Raw genomic sequence first — 18,226 nt, 5'->3', positions numbered from 1 at the left:
CATGAATTTTAAAAGTGAAATGGATAAAGAGAACGAAAGTATATTTAATGAGGTTTTTAAAAATGGCTTGTTAAATAAATATTCTGTTGAAAAAGTCGATATTGAAGAATATTGGAATATTTATTATAACGATTTTTTTAATCAATATCCTGAAGAAATTAATTTTGATCGAGAAGGACTATTAAATAATTCACAACTGCAAAAAAGAAAGAATTTAAACATAATGAATTCTTCTTTAAAGATTGAAAATAATTTAGTTGTGAAGGATAATGGCCAGATTATTGCGCTTTTTCGCAGTGAGCAAGAAAGCGCCGATATTTACTATATGAGGCATGCCGTTGTGCATAAAGATTATAGACGTCAAGGAATTTATATGGATTATTTAAATAAAATACTTCATTATGCACATCATATGGGATTTTCTCAGGTTGTCAGTTGTTTTGTAGCAGCAAATCATCTTATTTATAAAGCAAAAATTAAAAAAGATTTTTATGTGACGTCACTCGAAATAAATCCTGAATATGGCAATATTGTGTGGATTTCTCATTTTTTAAACGAAGATTTAAAAAAAGCTTTTTTGTTTCGTTCAGGAATGGTTGAATTCTCTAAAAAATTATTTCAAAACTCTGAGGGGAATGCAAATAAACTTTTGAATAAGTTGGTGCGTTCCAGTCTGTCATAGAATTTCATATTGCATATTTTTAAAATTGATTTGAAAAATTATTTCTAATTTAAAAAAAAAGGAGGGCGTTCATAATCTGTGAACGCCCTCCTTTTATATCATGAAATTAATTTTTACGAAAGCGATATATAAAATGCAAGTGAGCGGGTTTAAATTTTTCTAAAATGTTAATGCAATCTTGATTTTCTTCTATATTAAATACAAAAATGGCTGTGAATTTAGGAATTTTTTCAACTCCTAAAGAATGCCCTGCTTTTGACTTACTTGCAATAAAATCGATATTGTCCGAGTTTTTTACCAAATGAACATTTTTATCAAATATTTTTGCTATTGAAATAAAAAACTCATCGGTATTTCCACCAGAGGCACACATAATGGCGGCAGCATACTTCTGCCGTTCTGAGATGCTTTTATTTTTATTTTTGATATTAAAAAGCTTCTCCCATTCATCAATTAATAATTTTGAACTGATAGGAAGGCATTCGTCATAAATGGCATTAATATCATTTGAAATGCGATCGAAAATACAAGAAATACCATTCATTAATTTTAAAAAATTTTCTCCTTCCCATAATAATCCTTTGGGAATTAAAGATAATAATATTTCATTATATTTCACGAATTCATATCCTCAAATAAAGAAGCATTTGATGTTAAGGTGAGTGATCCAAAGGTATGTATTTGTTTATCGTTGGTTTTCACATCGCAGTTAATTTTCTTTAAGTCGACATTGTCCATTTTTAATTTAAATTTAATATTTTCAGCCCTAAGAGCTTCTTCAAATTTAAATACTTCTAATAAAGTTTGTGGCGAGCCATTTTCTTTAATCACTTTAATAAATATTTTTTCAAGGTATTCTTTAGAAATAACATTACTATTTGGGACATACAAATGAAAATTCATAGGAACTTTTTTTAAAGTGATCATTTCAATTTCAGTGATAATAGGGCATTTTTGCAATATATTTTCTTTGACTTCTTCGTTTTGTTCGGCGTTAGGAATTTGTTCCGCATCATTGTCGCGTAAAAAGGCTAAGCCAACGCTGCCTTTTTCTGGATAATTTCGATAGCACCAAGCTCTTGTAACGCCCGGAATTTCTAATAACCAATTTTCATAATCTTCTTTGGTTCCTGCGGAAACAGGATTGCAAATGCGAAATAAAACTCGTTCCCTAAACTCATCTAGGCTTTCTACATCAGAACCACTGTGTGTTCCGCTTTCATCAATAATTGCTTTTTTAATGGAAGAAATAGGAGTAACTGGTTTTAATTCTATTCCCTTAGGTAAATTTCCAATAGCACCATCATTCATGGCACAAATGGCAACCACAGCCTTACCGTTTTCAATTTTTCCTTTTTCTGTCGTTTGAAAAATAAAATTGTCAGCCGTTTCCCATTGTGAATAAGCGGGAATTTGTGCCCCATTTATCCCTTCAAATATAGCTTTTCCATAAGATTTTGTTGCGGGTTTTTGCTCTACCCGGTACATTAAAGCCCAGCGTTTTAAAAAATACTCATCGCAGGTGTCAGGCAAAAGTTGTTTCATAGCATAGTCAATTTTACCGTATAAAAGGTGACAAGCACCACCTATAACGCGGGATAATACTTTATTCACGGAAAAGCGAGCGGTGCTGGCATCATTATTAAATCGTGCATAGATATCCGCTTCAATATTTTTAATGATTTCAAGAAGGGCAGGACGTTGATAGGCCATTATGGTTTTACCTCATATTTAAAATGTGATGTGATGTTATTATGATGAATAATAATATTAATAATTAAATTATTTTTTTCAATTTTTGCAGTGCAATCAATATTGTCAACTAATTTATCTTCAATAAGCCAAAATAATGCTTTTTTACAGTACTCTTCCGCACTTTTTGGAACATCTATTTTATTTTTACTTCTTAATATGAGCCAAAGCTTTGATCCTGTATTTTCTCCATCTAAGACATCGGCCCAAAATCCTCTGTTTTCTTTTCCGTCAGGAATTTCAAATTCGTCAACCTTTGCATCGGTAAAGAGAGAAAGGGAAACTCCTGTTTGCAAGGTCTCTTCAAATTGAATTTCGGAACCCAGCATATTTAAATCGAAGCAGCGTTGTTTTTTATCATAAATAAAAGAAATGTCTTTCATGTTAATTTTCCTTTTTCGGAAACAGAAGTGCCATTTTCTGTTGCTGCTACTTCACTTTGTAAAACCAAAGCCTGACTTATAAGGTGATTTACAATGTCTTCACCAATTTTTTGCCAATATTGTTCACCTTCTTTTTTATCTTTGAAGTTTTTCATTGTTTGCCATAAAGAATTACTTTTATGTGGAGAAATGCTTTCTCTCAACAAAGAAATAACCTGATTATTAATATGCTTTACAATGGTTTCACCAATTTTTTGCCAAATATATTCGCTGTCTTTTTTATTGCTGACAGTATTTACCACTTGCCATAATTCTGAACCTAATTGCTTTCCGGTTGACATAAGACTCCTTGTTATTTAAATGTTTCAATTTTTATTTTTAATTCTGCAAAAATTGCAGCATTATTTAAAGGCATAGCACCTGCTAATGTTGTTACATTTGCTTGAACTAATGCTTCTAATGTTTTAGAAAGAATATCTATTAATTCGGCACCGCCGTTTGAAACCGAAAATTTTTGTGTTTTAATTTCGGTTGAGTTACTGGAATTAATGCTTAATTTTTCATTTTTAATATTGAATTCTTTTGTTTTAATATCGATAAGTTTTTCCGAATCAATTTTTAGATTCTCATCTTTGATATTGAATTCTTTTGTTTTAATATCTGTACTTTTATCGGACTCGATTTTTATATTTTCATTTTTAATATTGAAGTCTTTTGTTTTGAAATCGATAAGTTTCTCCGAATCTAACTTAAAATTCTCATCCTTGATATTAAAATCTTTTGTTTTGAAATCGATAAGTTTTTCCGAATCAATTTTTAGATTCTCATCTTTGATATTGAAGTCTTTTGTCTTAATATCGATAAGTTTTTCCGATTCTAACTTAAAATTCTCATCTTTGATGTTATAATCTTTTGTTTTTGTATCAATCAATTTATCCGATGTAATGTATAAATTTTCATCTTTGATTTTAAAATCTTTGGTGATGATATCTATAAGTTCTTCACTTCGGATAAAACTTTTTTTATCTTCAATAGTATATTCATGGGTTTTTAATAAAACTTTATTTTTGTTTTGAAAATGAAGAAAATCTTTTTCATTTGTATAAATGCAGACTTCACCTTCTTTTATCTCATTTTTTCGTGTTTTTTTATTTTCCGTGGCAATAATGTATCCTCTATCGCGCTCTCCTCCTAAAAAAACACAAAGTCCTTCACTTTCTAAGGGAGGGTGGCTGGTATAGCCATACTCTTGCCACCGCTCTATTTTTTCTCGAATTTCACCTGTAATAATTTCAGATTGTATGGTTTGTGTTTTGGTTTTATCGTCCACCATTTTAATTGTGCATTTTGAAATGATGAGATTAAGTTTTCGGGCAATAGGATTTACCATGGCCTGTATTAATTGCTGCATGTTAAGGCATCCATTTTAAAAATATAAAGTATTGTAAATAAACAGATATTTTTTTATTTATTTATTTTGCCTAAAAGTGATACAATTTCATTTTGGGCGAAAGCCATCTTAAATAAAATATTTTTTTTTGTTTTAAAATTTGCAATTTTTAATTTTACCCCTCAAAAAATTAATTTGGTAGTCTAAAAAACTGACTTTTAAATTATAATTTAAATATATTTGCTTTCTCATTTCATATTTTTTTAAATTAATTTTTTACTTTAAATTTAAAGATTTTTAAGGTAGTATTTTTTAATATAATTTCCCTTTTTTTAAAAGTCTTATTTGTTTAAATTACTTTATAATTTAAATTTAATTTAAATTTATTGTATTCAATTATTATAACAATATTTTAGTAATAACTTTAATAATTATTGTTTATTATTTGACAATTTAATTTTACTTATGTATTGCTTTTTTGATTTTTTTAAATATTTTAAAAAAATCATTAATATTAAACTTAATTTTATGAATTAGTATTTAAATGTTTTTTATTTTCTAAACAGGAGGACTTTTTTATTTGATTTATTGTCGCGCTAAATTTTAGCGCATTTTATTTTTACTTAATAAAAAATAAATTAAGGATGATTTATTTTTTATTATTAAATTTTTTTTATAACATATATATTTTGAAGGATTGCAATGGATATGCACGATCTACTCATAGAAGCTATTGAAAAAGATATACCTAAGGATTTTTTAATTAAGGTTATTTCCCAAAATAAAAAAGTCGTTAATGAAAGCAAACAAATAATACAGCAGCAGCAGGAAGCCCTTCTTATGCAAATTCAAGCCAGTTATAAATTTGCTAAAACAGGAATTTTGAATCTGTTGCCTCAGGAAGAAGAGGTGACTGCCGAAGTCAATCCAAAGCTTGTAGACGTACTGAGCGATCATGCGGAATACAAATTAAAGGATCTCGCTCAATTATTTGAAATAAGTTATAAAAATTGCTCGAAAATATTTAATGAAAAAGAAATTCCACATCAACGGCGCGATTGCAAAGGAAAGATTTTTTTAGGAAAGACAGTTAAAAAATATTTTTTGAGTAAAGAACCCAGGGTTTGATTTTGGTTTAAAAGGCAATCAGAGCTACTCAAACCCCACCAAATTCACCTAATGTTTCCTTACTGCGATCGGGTTTGGGTTTATAAGCTTCTTTAAGCACTAATTTTAATTCTGTTTTTAAACCATTTTCATCGCAAACGAATTTCGTTTCTTCTATTAAAAATAATCCATTTACACCGCAAGCAGGGGCTTTAACAGAAACAATACTATTTATTTCCCAAATTTTTTTACGGCTATGAATCCAATCACTGCAGGAGATATTTATATTTAACGACTTTGAAATTTTTTGCGCCATTTCCCATTTTGCTCTTTCGAGGGCTTCGTCTTTTGTAATGGCTTTGTGGGTGAGCAGAGTTTTTAAGCGCGGGCGTTTGACGCTGCTATCTGTTACTTTAGCAATAGCGGTTTTGTGTTTTTCGTCGGGATCGCTAGTGCTCGCAATCACCATGTAGGTATTAAACTTTTCTGTTTCGTTTTGTTCAACACTACACGATAAAATATTTTCGCCTTCCACAAGGGATTCACTGACTTCGGAGCTCACTTCATTTAAAATAAGTCCTCCTTTGGCGTCGGGGTAGGCTAACACACCTTGGTATTTCGCAAGTCTATCGATGGTTTCCCAAACTGTTTCGTTTTGTTGAATGCTTACTTTTTCGATGGGAGCACTGGCACCGGAGCAGCGTGCGGCCACGGAAACGCCAAAGGGAGATGCCAAGGTGCTGGCCATGTCCTTTAAGGATTTTCCTTTAAATTCTTTGGCGTCAGATAAATTGCTGGAGTCGACAAGATCGCCGGTTTTATCGCGGCCTCGTACCGAAAGGGAACGTGATGTTCCCGTATAACTGGTGGAAATGGCATCAATATAACCTTTAATAATAGGCTGACCTTTATAGCTTAATTCGCATTCATCTCCTGCTTTTAATTGCCATTTTTCACCTTGTCCGCTCCAGCGGTCGGTGTAGGAAATTTCAAAGCTCCCACTTATTGCCGCAAGAGAGCGTGTGACATGAGCGGTGAGCCAGCCTTCAAAAATTTTGCCATTTGCTTTTAATTGAATCATGCGATCACCTTTAATATTTGTCCTTTAAATAAATATTCTGGATTTTTAATATTATTTAAATATAAAATTTCATTTTCCTTATCTAAGTTCCCAAACTGTTCAAAACAAAAATTTAAAAGTGTTTGGCGATATCGTATTTTCACTTTGTAAATAACAGGTAATTTATTGGCAATGGAGTTTAAATTGTCATAAATACGAGAGCGTAATTGGTACAGCATGTCGTAAACTTCATCATCAATGGTTTTATTGTGCATGAGGCTATCAATGGCTTCGGCAATGTCATCACGTGCTTTATTGATGTCATTGACACTTAAAAAAGTTGCTGTTGTTACCATTTCACACCAAGCGCAAATGGTAAAAATTTTAATTAATATTTCAAGCTCATAAATATTTTGATCGACTTTTATTTCATCGGGTGATCTTTTTCTATTTTGCATTAAAAAAAACAGCCGCATTTTAAACATGCTTTTATAGGCAAGAATTTTTTTGTAAGACTGCTCCGCAAGTTGCACTTTTGTATAGGTAGCGGAATCGTTTTTATGATCATTTTTAAATAGCATTTGAAACATTCCGGGCATAGCATACGTCGGAATTAATTTCGCCATGGCTTTTTTATTTTTATCACTTAACGATCCTTTTATACAAGAGTCTAAAGCACAAAAAGCACCATAAATTAATGAACTGATGTTACCTGTAAACATTGTTGTTTTATGAATGGAACTGTTCACATTACGTACCACATAGCTTAAATCCGTTGCCAATTGTGTTACGGACGAGACAAATTTTTCAGCATTTTTAATACCACTCATGCTCGACTTTATAGCATCTTGCATTTTATGCAGATATTTTGAAGAAGCATTAAGCGCAGAAAATTTATTTTCAAAAGATTTTTGTGATTTCTCTGTTAACTGGGCACAAGCCGAAAATACTTTCGCAATTTTATTTTCTGTTACTTTTAAAGGGAGCTGAGTCCCTGTTTCTAAAAAGGTAAATTGAATAGAACAAAAGCGTCCTTTTGTATGGGATTCGGAAACAGAAATGCTAGCACATTCGACTTCCATCGAACCTAAATAGGGATGAATTAATTCCCCACTTTTGCCTTTTTCTACAGCTTCAATGAGTTTGTCTCTTTTGGCAAAATAATTGTCCCCTACTAAAAACCCTGTAATTTGGAGAGAACGCTGCTTTTTTCCTAAATCTTCATTATAAGGTTTGTCTTTATAAGGAAAAGAATGAGAAACAATGCGGCGGCCAAATTCACTCTGATGCGATTCCACTTCAAAAGGAATTCCTTTAAAACTGGCCTTTTTTAAATTCTGCACCCAACTTTTTAAACTGTTCATTTATAATATTCTCCTCAATTTATTTAAGTCCTTTTCAAAAAATAATTTTGAAAATAGACTTAAATTCATTTTTTTAAATTAAATTTCATTTCATAGAATTTATTTTTGCAAAATTTGTCTTGTTATTTTATTCGTAGGCCAAATTGTTATATCCCATATGGCAATCTATTTTTGTATTATGATTTGCTTTGGCAATGACCGCTGTTCCTTTAGGCGTATTTTTAAAATCGACCACAATATGATTTTTTGCATTTTCTTGATAAGGACTCATGTCTTTCCCTCGGACAGAAGTTAATTTTTGATGTGGCACAGGCATAGCTTCGTGCTGTTTTGGGATATTTAAATTTAACGAATTTTCACTGTGCGGCACGACAGGTCCCAAGGGCAGGGGCTTTGCTTCCATAGGTAAAATTGGCATGAGCGGTGGCACTGTGGCTTTGCCTAACGGCATGGTTTCATTTGCTAATAATTTGGGTGGCACAGGGCCTTGGGGCAACGAAATTTCAGGAACCGCAGGCGCAGGTTGCTTCGGTGGTAAGGCAACAGGCTCTCCTTTTTTAGACCCAAAACCTAAAAAGCTTTTTGTGTTTTCCCACAAGTTCAATAATTTTTCTTTACAATAATTCAGAGCATTATTTATGGTTTTTTGAAAGGATTCTGGTAAATAGGACATAATTGTATCCCAATGGTTTATGAGTACATCACCAATTAATAGAATCCAACCTAATCCCGGAATTAATCTTGAAACAACGCGAAGGACCACTTTTGCAATATTTCCAATAACTCTAAAAATTGACCCTAAATGTGGTAATATTTTCGTAACCATACCTAATGGATTCTTTAATTTACTTAAAAAAGATCCTGCCTTACTGCCACCACCGGAATTTAAAGGGTTTTTAAATTTTGGAAATTTCTTGGCAAAAGAATTTTTAATTCCTCCCATAGCACCCGAAGCTTTTGAAAGCATTCTTAAGCCCGGTAATTTTTTTATGGGACTTTTAATTTTATCAAATATTTTTCTTGATTTTGTTTTATTAGGAAGAGAGTATTTTCCTTTTTTGAATGATGAATTTCCAGAGAATTTATTTACCGCTTTAGCAAATATCAATACAGATTTATGAAACAAAGCATGAGATCCTGTTTCTTTTTCTTCCTTGCCAAATATTTTTTTAAACCCTTCCGACACTCCTTTTTTTATAGCAAAACCAGCTAAAATGGCTGACAATACCGCAAGAAGGCTCGCTCCCACAGTCAATATGGTTCCATCCAGAGAATTTAATTTTTCAAATAATTTTGTGGCATGATCAATTCCTGAGTTTGCCACTTTTTCAATACCTTGGTTAAAAGACTTTTCCTTTAAACTTTCTACCTGCGATAGTAAGGTATCCCACTTTGCCTCATTGGTGTTTACGTGAGTATCATATGCTTTATCTAAAGACTTTTCCGATTCTTTTACTTGCAATTGTTTATAAATATTTTGAAAACTATTTTGCTCATTTGCACCTTGTGTTAGTAATAAAATAGACTCCACACTTTTTTGTGGCATTATCTGATTTAGATTTTTTTCCACCGCAGCCTTTGGCATTTGTTGCAAACTTTGCTGAATTTTTTCTACAAAATAAGCCATATTTACCTGGCCTGTTTCAGAAAATAATTGCAATTTATCTATGCCTAAACTTTGTAAAGATTTTTCCTGTCCCGCAACTTGTTTAGGAGTTAGATTTTGTTGTGCTACAGTCAGCAGTTGTGGTGTTACTGGTACTTTGTTATTTATTATATTTGCTTGTTGCTGTTTATTTAAGGGCAATAATCCTAAACTGATGCTCTCCATAGATTGGGCTATTTCTGTTAAGGGAACACCAGCACTGTGCAGCTTGCCAAGAATAGCATGGTAATCCGTAATTGGAATTCCTGAGCCCGCGGCGACTTTTCCTGTTTGTTGTGCTAACTGCTCTCTGTTTACTTGATTTAGGTTTGGGAATTGCTCCTGAAAGGCATAAATGCTTTTGTCAATATTATTTTCTGTATGACCTTGTTTTGTAAAGGCATGATATTTTGCAAGCAACTCTTGTGCTTCTTTATAGCTCAGATTTTGTACTTGACTCAACTTTATAGCAGGATCGATGAGCTTTTCTAAACTTTTTATCTTATTTTCAAATGAATTTTCTTCCCTGAGTTGCGTATTTTTTTGAATTGTTTGTAAAACAATTTGCGATGCATCACCGTGTGTTACCCCTGCTTGATTGGCTATTTTCTCAATAAAGGAACGCATTTCATTATTTTTTTTGTCATCAATATTGGCACCCTGCATGGCAAGTGAAATATTTTTTTGAGTATCGCCTCCTTTTAAATAACTGCTAAAAATATTTTTTAAAAAATTTTCACTGGAAGAGCTTTCATTACCTGAAATATTCTGTAAGGTTTGATTTAATTTATCGTGTCCTTGTACCATTTTTTCAGATAATTTGAATATGGCAATTTCAATACTGTGTTCTTTGCCTTCCGCATGTTTATTTAATGAATTAGAATTATTTTTTAATGGTATTCCTTGCCATTGCTTCGCAAATTTCTGAAGAGATGCTGTACTTTTAGCTATTGCCTCTGTAAATTGTAGAACGCTGTTTTCCAAAAATTCAAATGAACTCATGGTAGATAAGAAATTTGTCTGAATTTTATTTAAATTTAATGAAATATTTACTATTTCAACTTTTTTTTGCTCAATTGTATTTTGTGAAATTTGGCTCACGATTATTTTCCTAATTTAAAATTATTAAATTTTATTTTATGATGAAAAACAATTCTTATTTTTCAAAATTAAAATTTTATTTTACTCTTAATTAAAATTAATTTTTTTATTTTTGCAAAAACTTATAATTTATTATGAATAGTAAAGAGGGGATTTAAAAAATATTATAATTATTATTTTGAATTTGCAGTAATCGTAATTTCTAGTACAACATCGCCAGGTTCTGGATAGTAGTCATCGTAACAACCTTCTAGCATATAGTCGGCGACGACAAAAAATTCACTGAGGGGAGTGTTGTCGTCGTAAAAGGGGTGTTTTAAAACTTCAAGCAATTGTGAAACACTATATTTTTGTCTGGCATAAACTTTTTTATTTGGAGTGGTTGTTTTTATATAATATTTATCACAGTCTTCCTTTGTAATATTGTTATTTAATATTTTTCCTTTATAGGTATAGTCTTTTACAGTATTAAGAGTAGAAAAGTTAAAGTGAGTCAATTGTTTTGTAAAAGTATGACTTTCATTAATTTTATATATAGTAAATATTTTTTTTGATGACGAAATTGGGGTGATTGCTTCTTTCAATTCACTAACTTGTATACTTGAAATATCGGGGAGCGTGACATATTCGGGGATGAAGGGAATAGTGCTATGATTTGTTTGATAATAAGTTGCTAAAGTAATTGGCTGACTTCTGCAACTAGCATGAGAATCATTACTATGAGGATGCTTCTTTAGCCATTCAATAAATACTGAATGAGGTAAATTAAGTTGAATGAATTTTTGAAAATTCTCTACAACATTTTGATTGCTATGTGATAAAGATGACATTACTATATTATTATATTGAATTTCACTTGCACAACTAGAGACTTTTATAATTCCATTTATAATTTCTTGCCTATTTGAATATACTCTCGATCTATTTGCAATTAAAACTTCCCTTGTATTTTCTTTTTGCCATTTTATTAAAGTATTTTTATGTTCCTCTAGACCCCACCAGTAGGCAAGGGTATTGTCTCGATTTGTCGTGGTTAGTGGCATGCTTTAATTCCTTATTTAAATATCTGCAATTTTTACAGCATAATATTTTACGTACAAATTTTGAGTAGAAAAAATATTAAAAAATATTTCCTGCTTTTCTTGAATTAAATTTACAAAGGAATAATTTATATAAGAGTTTTTATTGTCTTTAATAAATTCATAATTATTTAAAATAACTAACAATCCATTGCTTATGGTGGCAAATGCAAGTTTTAGGTTTTCCAATTTTTCATAATTTACTTCTGAAATACGAATGGTAATATTGTAAAAACCAGATTCTTTTGCTCTTAATAAATTGTGCGCATGACAGGTTTTTATAATTTGAAAATTTTTACAGTTTATATCTGAAAATTCAATTTTTTTAGAACTTAGGTCTGCATTTTTAAGATGAAGGGGCTTTTGATCAAAAAAATACCCTTTTTTAACTTCATACTCAGGATGTTTGTGTGGTTTAAAAACATTTTCGACAAAGCTATTAAAGTTTTTTTCTACAAAATTATGAAAAGTAGACTCATTTAATTTTCCCGACATATTTTTAATAATATAAGCAGCATAAGCATTAAATATTTCGGTAAAGCGGTTGTCTTGGAGGTTATAATCTCTTTGCAAATTTTCAATAATTTCAGAAATTTTTGTGACAAATTCGTTATTAAATTTATTTAATATTTCAAATAAACTGAGTAAGTTTGTTTTGTCTATATCTGTAGAGACTTTTAAATTTTTAAGTTCTTGTTCCTTGGCTAAAGTTAAAATGGTATTGTTAATTTGTATTTTCCATTTTTCAAGCTCTGTACTTAAGCCCGACAATTGAACTTGAGTGTTACTTTTTAACGTCTCTATTTTTTTATTAATTGCCGTATTTAATTGATGAACATTGCCTTCATCGAGCTGAATTTTTTCGGCCGCAATGACGTTACAAATTTCTTCCTGCACATTGTTTAACCATTCGGCTGAAACAATTGTGCCGTCGGAACCTGTGGTTGTTATACCTTTGGTAAATTTTCGGTCACGTGTTGCTGTGGCGCCTTGAATTTTATCCATTTATTTTTTTCCTTGATATTATTTAGGCCAGTAGGTGACTACGGTGAAGATTTGGTAATAATTAATAATAATTAGATTGGTCGATATAACTTGAAAAGAAAGTTTGTCGTTTTTTTTCATTTCATCGCAGTATAATATATGATGTGAACTCCAATTTGAATTAATATATTGAATATTATTTTTATGATCTTTATTATTTAATACTGATTTAATACAATTATTACTACTGTTGCTACATCCTGTAAAATAAATTTGAAACTGATAAATAGCATCTTCTGGACAAGTATAAATTGTATTATCACTGCTCCAGGGCGATGTTCCACTTTGCAGCATTTTCCCACCAAAAGGAATGGATACATTTACATTGTAAATCTCATGTGCACCTCCTAGATTTCTATGAAAATGCCTTGTCACTTGCCTAGAATATTCATCGTGAGTGTGCTGAACAGGAGCATATTTCCCATCATGATTATGATTTTTTTGTTGATCTAAAGTTGTGTTCATGGTTTCAAGAGAAGAGGTTAAAGTACCATCCACTTTTGTTCGCAAGTCGTTATTGCTTTTTATGGAATACAACCCATAGGCATTTAAAATTTCGGTAAAGCGTTTATCTTGCAATAAATAATTTTTTTCAAGGGAGTCTAAACCGGAATAAAATTTATCAATTAATATGAAATGATTTTCATTAAATTGTTGAAAGGCGGAAACAATGTCGTCTTTGTCTTTGCCATTGAAGTTGTCGAGTTTTCGAATTCTTTTTTCAATGTCGAGGTTTTTTGCAAATTGGCTAATGTTTAATTTTACTTTATCTAATTCTTTTTTTAAATTGTCGGCGCTTTTTTTGGAATCAAGCATAAGGGCGGCAATTTTTTTATCCATTTCGGTTTTTAAATCGGCTTCACGGGGAAGGGTAAGGCTGGTTTCTGTTTTGCCATCTAATATTTGTTTGTGAATGGCTTTTAAAATATCTTCGGTAAGAACCATATTTTCAGTCAATTTAATTGCCGCGTCGGACATAAAGTTCTCCAATTTTCGAGAAAAGAGAACATACTTAATTAAGTAAACAATTAAGTATGCTGTGAAGTGTTTTTTAAATTTTAAAGAAGTTTCATATTAAATAATTTATGTTATTCTTTTTCAAAATATTCGTGCAGTTCTGTCACCCAAAATTTGAGTTGCTTGGCGTTCATCTGCAAGAGCGCATGGGGTTGCCAATGCAGATGATAAGCCAACCCCATTAAGAGTTGTCTGAAGTTGCTTGGGAACTCATAAAAAAATTGGTTATGACCTCAATGCATTTAAAGTAATCGGCAAAGCACATTTTTTTAATCACTTCCACGCGATTGCCGGTTAAACTTGCGGTGAGGGAAAGAATTACTTTATTTTTTTGCAAGTCTGTAATGCTGTAGTCCATAATGTCGTCTAAAGTCATTTCGACAAACTTGAGTTCGGTGATGGTTTCGTCGAGGTCTTTTAAAGGTTTTGTTAACTTAATAACTTTTGCGTATTTCACCTTTGCTTTTTTTTCTTCTTTAGGTTCTTTTGTCGTTAAACTCATGCGCCAATCTCCAAGCCTTTAGTGCCTTCAAACCTAAGGGTAATTTTGCCTTGTTTTGTTTCTAATTCCATGCCTTTGTCGTTGACACACCAAGCATTGTACAGTGCAAATGTGGTGCCGTCGGCGAGATCGAGAGTGATGGTGGAGCCATCAATTTCGGAGAGATCAATGCCGCTTAATAAATGACCTTTGACAATGTCACCTTCAATAAAGGGAATTTGTGCAATGGTGGAGTAACCAATGACGCCACTTGTTCCCACGATGGATTCACGTTTGTCGGCGCCAATGCCGTATTTGAAATCGCCCAAGCAGTCGTAAGATTTTCCATCTATACGAAATGTAATGCGGCCACCTTTAATATTATTGCTCATTGTTTAATATCCTTTATATTCTAAATTGAATTTGCGCTGCAACTTGAACAAGTTGACTCATAACTGTAGGAGGTAACAAGAAATCCAGACGGTTTCTGTTTTGTGTGTTACGTTCTACAATTAAATTTTTGGTAAAGTCGGCGGCATTTTGCACAAGGCCATCGGCTTCCCATTCGTTAAAGCGTGAAATGGCTTCGGCTTTAGCAAGCTTAGGTGTCATGACTTTTTGTCCCGCTCTAAAATGAGTGCCATCGTCGGCTAATTTATAGCGTGCGTATTTATTCCAAAAATAATTTCTGAAATCGTTACGAATGTAAGAGAGAGTTAAAACGTGTTCTAAGGAAAGGTAACTTTCATCATTTAATCCCGATTTTCCTTTTTTGTATGTGGTTAAGGCGCGTTCAATTTGCACTAAATTTGCCACGCACGTTAAAGTGGAAATGCCATTGTTTAATAATGTGTTACGTTCTTCAAAACGGGTTCTTTTGCCAAGGCAAGGCGCGTGAATGCCGCGTAAAGGTAATGTTTGCAAAGGCATGGCAGGGTCAATGGAAGCACTGCGTGAAATTTGTCCTGCAATAGCCGCATTAATTTTCGATGTGCTATCGGGAATGCCAAAGGAACTAAACAATGTCATACATTGTGAATTGAGATTTTGTCCCATGGAAATGGCATTTTGAGGATTGCTATTTGTTGTGAGACAGACAAATCCATCATTTTGTGTTTGCGCACCCCAACGTTTGTCCATTTCGTCGGACAAAGATTTTAAAATTTGTGTTTCTGTGAAAGGGCACACAAGGCAATTGAATTTTTCATCGCCCATGACTTCAAATAATTTTTTGAAATTAAAGGTGTTCACACCGCTTGAAAAAGGTGTCACTTGCACTTCATATCCTGCGGGACATTTTTCAATTCCTAAATAGGTGTTGTCGTAAAAATCTTCGGCGTGCAGTGAAGTCAGTTTGACAAAGTGTTCTTCGCCTATTTTTTCTACTTCGGCGCTGAGACCAAGTTCTGTATTTGCTTTAATGGCATCGGCAATGGCTTTTCTTGTCGCTTCACCGGTTTTTGCTGCCGCCACTGAAAGCACTGTGCCCCCAATATTAATTTCAAAATTACCTTCGTATTGGCTGCTTTCGGCAATGCCATTTTTAACATGAATGCGTAATTTACCCACAGCAGGGGCTACGGTATTGGAACGTGGAAATGCATAAGCCCATGTTTCGTTAAGGGAGTCATTGGCCTTATAAGATTCAATTTGCGTATGTAGCAAGGAATTTTCACCAAATAACTCTACAGCGGAAGAAGTCGATGTTACCAAATATGGTTTTTCAAATTCGGCTGAGCCTTTGAGTTTTTTTGTTCCTAAAATTAATGTTTTCCATTGTGGTGTTGATTTAACTGCTAAAGAATTGTCAAATTCAACCCACATCCATGGCAAACGGGAGTGTCCAATTTCATTAAATGATACCATTTTGTACCTCAATATGTGTTATGAGTAAGTCGTCTAATTCGTTATTTGTGTTTTCGTAAGTTTCATACGTAACAAAAAATAACAGTGAAGTGATAATGTGATTCAAGGTTTTCTGTTCGTGAAACTCTTGTGCCTCCATGCCAACATAGGTGAATTCAAATTCCTTTGTTTTAAAATTTGCAATTTCTGTTTCAATTTGTTTCGTTAAGACATCTGTTTGATTTTCGGCATTTTGAATGTGCGGAGAAATAATGCTAATTTTAAATTCCGCTTTTCTTTTATAATTAATATTGCCGTATGTTTGCTCTACAGTTTCTTTTAAACAATGAATTCCAACTGCTAATTTATTATTCATTTCTATGTCTTGAGCAGGGATATAAGGTGTAAATATATTTTCACCTGCAATGGTTTTTTTGAATAATAAACTGTGAATTATGTTTTTAATTTCATCACGTCTATGTGGCATATGTTATCTTTCTAATAAAAGTAACAGAGTGTTTATTTATTTTTAGGCGTGTTTTGGCATGTTCATTAACATCACTTCCCAAATTAGGCCGTTTACTTGGGAGTAAGCCACGCCACAAGGAATGGCTTTTTCATCGCTGGAATCTGTGGTTAAGCTGCCGTCGAGGTAATAAACAGGGGAGCCTGCTTTCACTTCGCCTGTAACTGCAAATTCAAAACAACCCTGTGTGTAGGCACTAATAGGCCATTTGCTTTGACCATCTGTCATGGCCACTAAAACAAGTTTTTCAATGTTAAAAAGCTGTCCTGCTGTCACATCGTAAGGTGGCTTGGCAAGAATAATGTCGGAAGGAGAAATATAATTGCTAATTCTCATGCGCTGTTTCCTTTGTGGCATAAAAAGATAAGCTGAAGCCAAAAAAATAATGAAATTGACAACAAAAATTTATTTTTAAAGTTTCAAACATATCCTTTTATAAATTATTTTTATTTCATTTAAATTGGAAGAAAATAAATGGCTGTTGCTGTTCACAAGCAGCAGGGTCAAAATACATGGTGAAAATTATTTTGTTTTAAAATTTGCAATTTTGCAGAAGGGTGGGGAAAGTGGGATTATGCGAGTTTCTCAATTTCTTCTTTGGTGAGGCCTGTGGCTTTGCTAATAATGTCTATTGACACACCAAGTTGTAAGAAATTTTTAGCATTTTCTAGTTTGTTTTTATATTCACCTTTTTCAACACCAATATTAATTCCCTTTTCCATCCCTTCCTCAAATTTACTAGCGGTATCTGACATATAATCATGCAAATATTTCTGTCTGGAATTATATTGAATACGGGCTTGGAAGTCTTGGCTAAGGTATTCTAATTTTTCTTGTGCTTTTAAGATAAAAGGGTTGTCCATAGAAAAAATCTCCTCTCTGCTCGCGCCTTTTAAAAAGCGCATCCATTTGCTAAGTTCAGTATACGATTCTTTTAAAGCTTTGGGAACTTCAATAAGAAAAATTTGAAAATCTTGGGTAAAAATATTTTTAGTTTCTATGTCAACAACGCGTAGTTCGGTAATATAATTTTCTTTTTCCTTAAAATATTTATAGTTAAGAATGTTAATACAAATAGCTGGTTGTAAATTTTTATACCGATCCCCTTTAAACATTTGCTGTTCATATAATTTAGTCCAATAATATAAGCATCTTTTCTCATATTCCGAGGTATAGGACATTTGCATTTCCATATTTACAAAGCTGCCATCGTTGAGCTGGGCTAAGACGTCGAAGCGGCTTTCTTTGTCGAAGGCACTTTCCTGATTTACTTCGGTATTTAAAAACTGCACCGATTTTATTTTTTTATTATGTGGTTGATTTAAAATACTATTTGTAAAGTTAATAAAAATATCTTCATTTTCTCCAAAAATACGTTTAAAAGCATAGTCAATTTTAACATCTAATAAATCTAATTCCTGTTCCAAATTTTGTTCCTTTATTTACAAAAACATAAGAAATTTAAGCTCATAAAGAAACAGATAATATAAATATTTAAATAAAAAAGGGGGGTGATCAGAAACTGAACATTGTTGTGAAATGCAGTTCATTTTAAATTATCAAGAATTTGAAGATAAATTTATGTCTAAAAAATTGACATTATTTTTCTTTGTTTTAGATACCCAAAAATTTTTTTATAGATCTCAATGGGCTCATTGCTTTTCCTATTTTTAAAAGGAGTTAAAGAGTGAATTCTTATGCATTAAAAAAAATATTACACTATAAAAAGCACGTCAGAAAAAAATCTAAA

The 18,226-nt window shown here is 32.2% G+C and carries 19 protein-coding genes; 2 read left to right on the top strand and 17 right to left on the bottom strand.

All coding sequences use genetic code 11. The annotated features are described in order from the left end of the window. Position 1 precedes the first annotated feature (1 nt). Entirely contained in the window at positions 2–682 is a 681-nt protein-coding gene (locus tag AXG55_RS08480; RefSeq protein ID WP_148697693.1) for a GNAT family N-acetyltransferase, read from the top strand. Positions 683–788: 106 nt separating this feature from the next. Here AXG55_RS08480 and AXG55_RS08475 read toward each other — a convergent pair whose 3' ends face one another. From AXG55_RS08475 to AXG55_RS08455, 5 genes are read right to left on the bottom strand one after another with little or no spacing between them, the layout of a single operon-like run. After that, the gene (locus AXG55_RS08475) at positions 789–1,301 is read right to left on the bottom strand and encodes a putative phage tail protein (protein WP_148697692.1); all 513 of its coding nucleotides are present in this window, start codon (positions 1,299–1,301) and stop codon (positions 789–791) included. Next, on the bottom strand, positions 1,298–2,395 hold the full coding sequence (locus tag AXG55_RS08470) for a baseplate J/gp47 family protein (RefSeq protein WP_148697691.1): 1,098 nt from the start codon (positions 2,393–2,395) through the stop codon (positions 1,298–1,300). Before AXG55_RS08470 ends, AXG55_RS08475 begins: the two co-directional genes overlap by 4 nt. Continuing rightward, positions 2,395–2,817: a phage GP46 family protein gene (locus AXG55_RS08465; protein WP_148697690.1), complete on the bottom strand. Its 423-nt coding sequence runs from the start codon at positions 2,815–2,817 to the stop codon at positions 2,395–2,397. Before AXG55_RS08465 ends, AXG55_RS08470 begins: the two co-directional genes overlap by 1 nt. Next, entirely contained in the window at positions 2,814–3,158 is a 345-nt protein-coding gene (locus AXG55_RS08460) for a hypothetical protein (protein ID WP_148697689.1), read from the bottom strand. Before AXG55_RS08460 ends, AXG55_RS08465 begins: the two co-directional genes overlap by 4 nt. Positions 3,159–3,169: 11 nt before the next feature. Further along, complete coding sequence (locus tag AXG55_RS08455; RefSeq protein ID WP_148697688.1) at positions 3,170–4,228, bottom strand: phage baseplate assembly protein; 1,059 nt, start codon at positions 4,226–4,228, stop codon at positions 3,170–3,172. A 681-nt stretch (positions 4,229–4,909) separates the two neighbouring features. Here AXG55_RS08455 and AXG55_RS08450 point away from each other — a divergent pair. Beyond that, complete coding sequence (locus tag AXG55_RS08450; RefSeq protein WP_148697687.1) at positions 4,910–5,335, top strand: hypothetical protein; 426 nt, start codon at positions 4,910–4,912, stop codon at positions 5,333–5,335. 28 nt (positions 5,336–5,363) lie between these two features. On the opposite strand, the gene AXG55_RS08445 is transcribed toward AXG55_RS08450, so the two are convergent. The 12 genes from AXG55_RS08445 to AXG55_RS08390 form a co-directional block, all read right to left on the bottom strand. Next, the gene (locus AXG55_RS08445) at positions 5,364–6,395 is read right to left on the bottom strand and encodes a phage baseplate assembly protein (RefSeq protein WP_148697686.1); all 1,032 of its coding nucleotides are present in this window, start codon (positions 6,393–6,395) and stop codon (positions 5,364–5,366) included. Further along, entirely contained in the window at positions 6,392–7,738 is a 1,347-nt protein-coding gene (locus AXG55_RS08440; protein WP_148697685.1) for a DNA circularization protein, read from the bottom strand. Before AXG55_RS08440 ends, AXG55_RS08445 begins: the two co-directional genes overlap by 4 nt. Positions 7,739–7,865: 127 nt before the next feature. Beyond that, positions 7,866–10,484 carry a hypothetical protein gene (locus tag AXG55_RS08435; RefSeq protein ID WP_148697684.1) on the bottom strand — a complete coding sequence of 873 codons (2,619 nt, stop codon included), beginning with the start codon at positions 10,482–10,484 and terminating at the stop codon, positions 7,866–7,868. A 173-nt stretch (positions 10,485–10,657) separates the two neighbouring features. Beyond that, the gene (locus tag AXG55_RS08430; protein WP_148697683.1) at positions 10,658–11,527 is read right to left on the bottom strand and encodes a hypothetical protein; all 870 of its coding nucleotides are present in this window, start codon (positions 11,525–11,527) and stop codon (positions 10,658–10,660) included. 15 nt (positions 11,528–11,542) lie between these two features. Continuing rightward, positions 11,543–12,568, bottom strand: coding sequence for a hypothetical protein (locus tag AXG55_RS08425; protein WP_148697682.1), 1,026 nt, complete (start codon positions 12,566–12,568; stop codon positions 11,543–11,545). An 18-nt stretch (positions 12,569–12,586) separates the two neighbouring features. Next, complete coding sequence (locus AXG55_RS08420; protein WP_148697681.1) at positions 12,587–13,585, bottom strand: hypothetical protein; 999 nt, start codon at positions 13,583–13,585, stop codon at positions 12,587–12,589. A 220-nt stretch (positions 13,586–13,805) separates the two neighbouring features. After that, positions 13,806–14,126 (bottom strand): phage tail assembly protein, encoded by a 321-nt coding sequence (locus tag AXG55_RS08415; protein ID WP_148697680.1) that lies wholly within the window; start codon positions 14,124–14,126, stop codon positions 13,806–13,808. Next, entirely contained in the window at positions 14,123–14,497 is a 375-nt protein-coding gene (locus AXG55_RS08410; protein WP_148697679.1) for a phage tail tube protein, read from the bottom strand. Before AXG55_RS08410 ends, AXG55_RS08415 begins: the two co-directional genes overlap by 4 nt. 13 nt (positions 14,498–14,510) lie before the next feature. Next, a complete protein-coding gene (locus AXG55_RS08405; protein ID WP_148697678.1) occupies positions 14,511–15,971 on the bottom strand; it encodes a phage tail sheath subtilisin-like domain-containing protein in 1,461 nt (486 codons plus the stop codon). Continuing rightward, positions 15,958–16,437 (bottom strand): hypothetical protein, encoded by a 480-nt coding sequence (locus tag AXG55_RS08400; protein WP_148697677.1) that lies wholly within the window; start codon positions 16,435–16,437, stop codon positions 15,958–15,960. The genes AXG55_RS08405 and AXG55_RS08400 overlap by 14 nt, the downstream gene beginning before the upstream one ends. A 42-nt stretch (positions 16,438–16,479) precedes the next feature. After that, positions 16,480–16,812, bottom strand: a complete 333-nt coding sequence (locus tag AXG55_RS08395) for a DUF2190 family protein (protein WP_233231091.1) — start codon at positions 16,810–16,812, stop codon at positions 16,480–16,482. 236 nt (positions 16,813–17,048) lie between these two features. Next, complete coding sequence (locus AXG55_RS08390; RefSeq protein ID WP_233231090.1) at positions 17,049–17,903, bottom strand: Rpn family recombination-promoting nuclease/putative transposase; 855 nt, start codon at positions 17,901–17,903, stop codon at positions 17,049–17,051. Between the last annotated feature and the right edge of the window lie 323 nt (positions 17,904–18,226).

Source organism: Silvanigrella aquatica (genome assembly GCF_001907975.1).
Taxonomy (GTDB): Bacteria; Bdellovibrionota_B; Oligoflexia; order Silvanigrellales; family Silvanigrellaceae; genus Silvanigrella; species Silvanigrella aquatica.
This window is presented reverse-complemented; position numbering and strand designations above follow the sequence as displayed.

Excerpts from the sequence above, each read along its gene's own strand:
- AXG55_RS08480 (WP_148697693.1), top strand. The coding sequence starts at position 2 with ATGAATTTTAAAAGTGAAATGGATAAAGAGAACGAAAGTATATTTAAT.
- AXG55_RS08470 (WP_148697691.1), bottom strand. The coding sequence starts at position 2,395 with ATGGCCTATCAACGTCCTGCCCTTCTTGAAATCATTAAAAATATTGAA.
- AXG55_RS08465 (WP_148697690.1), bottom strand. The coding sequence starts at position 2,817 with ATGAAAGACATTTCTTTTATTTATGATAAAAAACAACGCTGCTTCGAT.
- AXG55_RS08460 (WP_148697689.1), bottom strand. The coding sequence starts at position 3,158 with ATGTCAACCGGAAAGCAATTAGGTTCAGAATTATGGCAAGTGGTAAAT.
- AXG55_RS08455 (WP_148697688.1), bottom strand. The coding sequence starts at position 4,228 with ATGCAGCAATTAATACAGGCCATGGTAAATCCTATTGCCCGAAAACTT.
- AXG55_RS08450 (WP_148697687.1), top strand. The coding sequence starts at position 4,910 with ATGGATATGCACGATCTACTCATAGAAGCTATTGAAAAAGATATACCT.
- AXG55_RS08445 (WP_148697686.1), bottom strand. The coding sequence starts at position 6,395 with ATGATTCAATTAAAAGCAAATGGCAAAATTTTTGAAGGCTGGCTCACC.
- AXG55_RS08440 (WP_148697685.1), bottom strand. The coding sequence starts at position 7,738 with ATGAACAGTTTAAAAAGTTGGGTGCAGAATTTAAAAAAGGCCAGTTTT.
- AXG55_RS08430 (WP_148697683.1), bottom strand. The coding sequence starts at position 11,527 with ATGCCACTAACCACGACAAATCGAGACAATACCCTTGCCTACTGGTGG.
- AXG55_RS08425 (WP_148697682.1), bottom strand. The coding sequence starts at position 12,568 with ATGGATAAAATTCAAGGCGCCACAGCAACACGTGACCGAAAATTTACC.
- AXG55_RS08420 (WP_148697681.1), bottom strand. The coding sequence starts at position 13,585 with ATGTCCGACGCGGCAATTAAATTGACTGAAAATATGGTTCTTACCGAA.
- AXG55_RS08415 (WP_148697680.1), bottom strand. The coding sequence starts at position 14,126 with ATGAGTTTAACGACAAAAGAACCTAAAGAAGAAAAAAAAGCAAAGGTG.
- AXG55_RS08410 (WP_148697679.1), bottom strand. The coding sequence starts at position 14,497 with ATGAGCAATAATATTAAAGGTGGCCGCATTACATTTCGTATAGATGGA.
- AXG55_RS08405 (WP_148697678.1), bottom strand. The coding sequence starts at position 15,971 with ATGGTATCATTTAATGAAATTGGACACTCCCGTTTGCCATGGATGTGG.
- AXG55_RS08400 (WP_148697677.1), bottom strand. The coding sequence starts at position 16,437 with ATGCCACATAGACGTGATGAAATTAAAAACATAATTCACAGTTTATTA.
- AXG55_RS08395 (WP_233231091.1), bottom strand. The coding sequence starts at position 16,812 with ATGAGAATTAGCAATTATATTTCTCCTTCCGACATTATTCTTGCCAAG.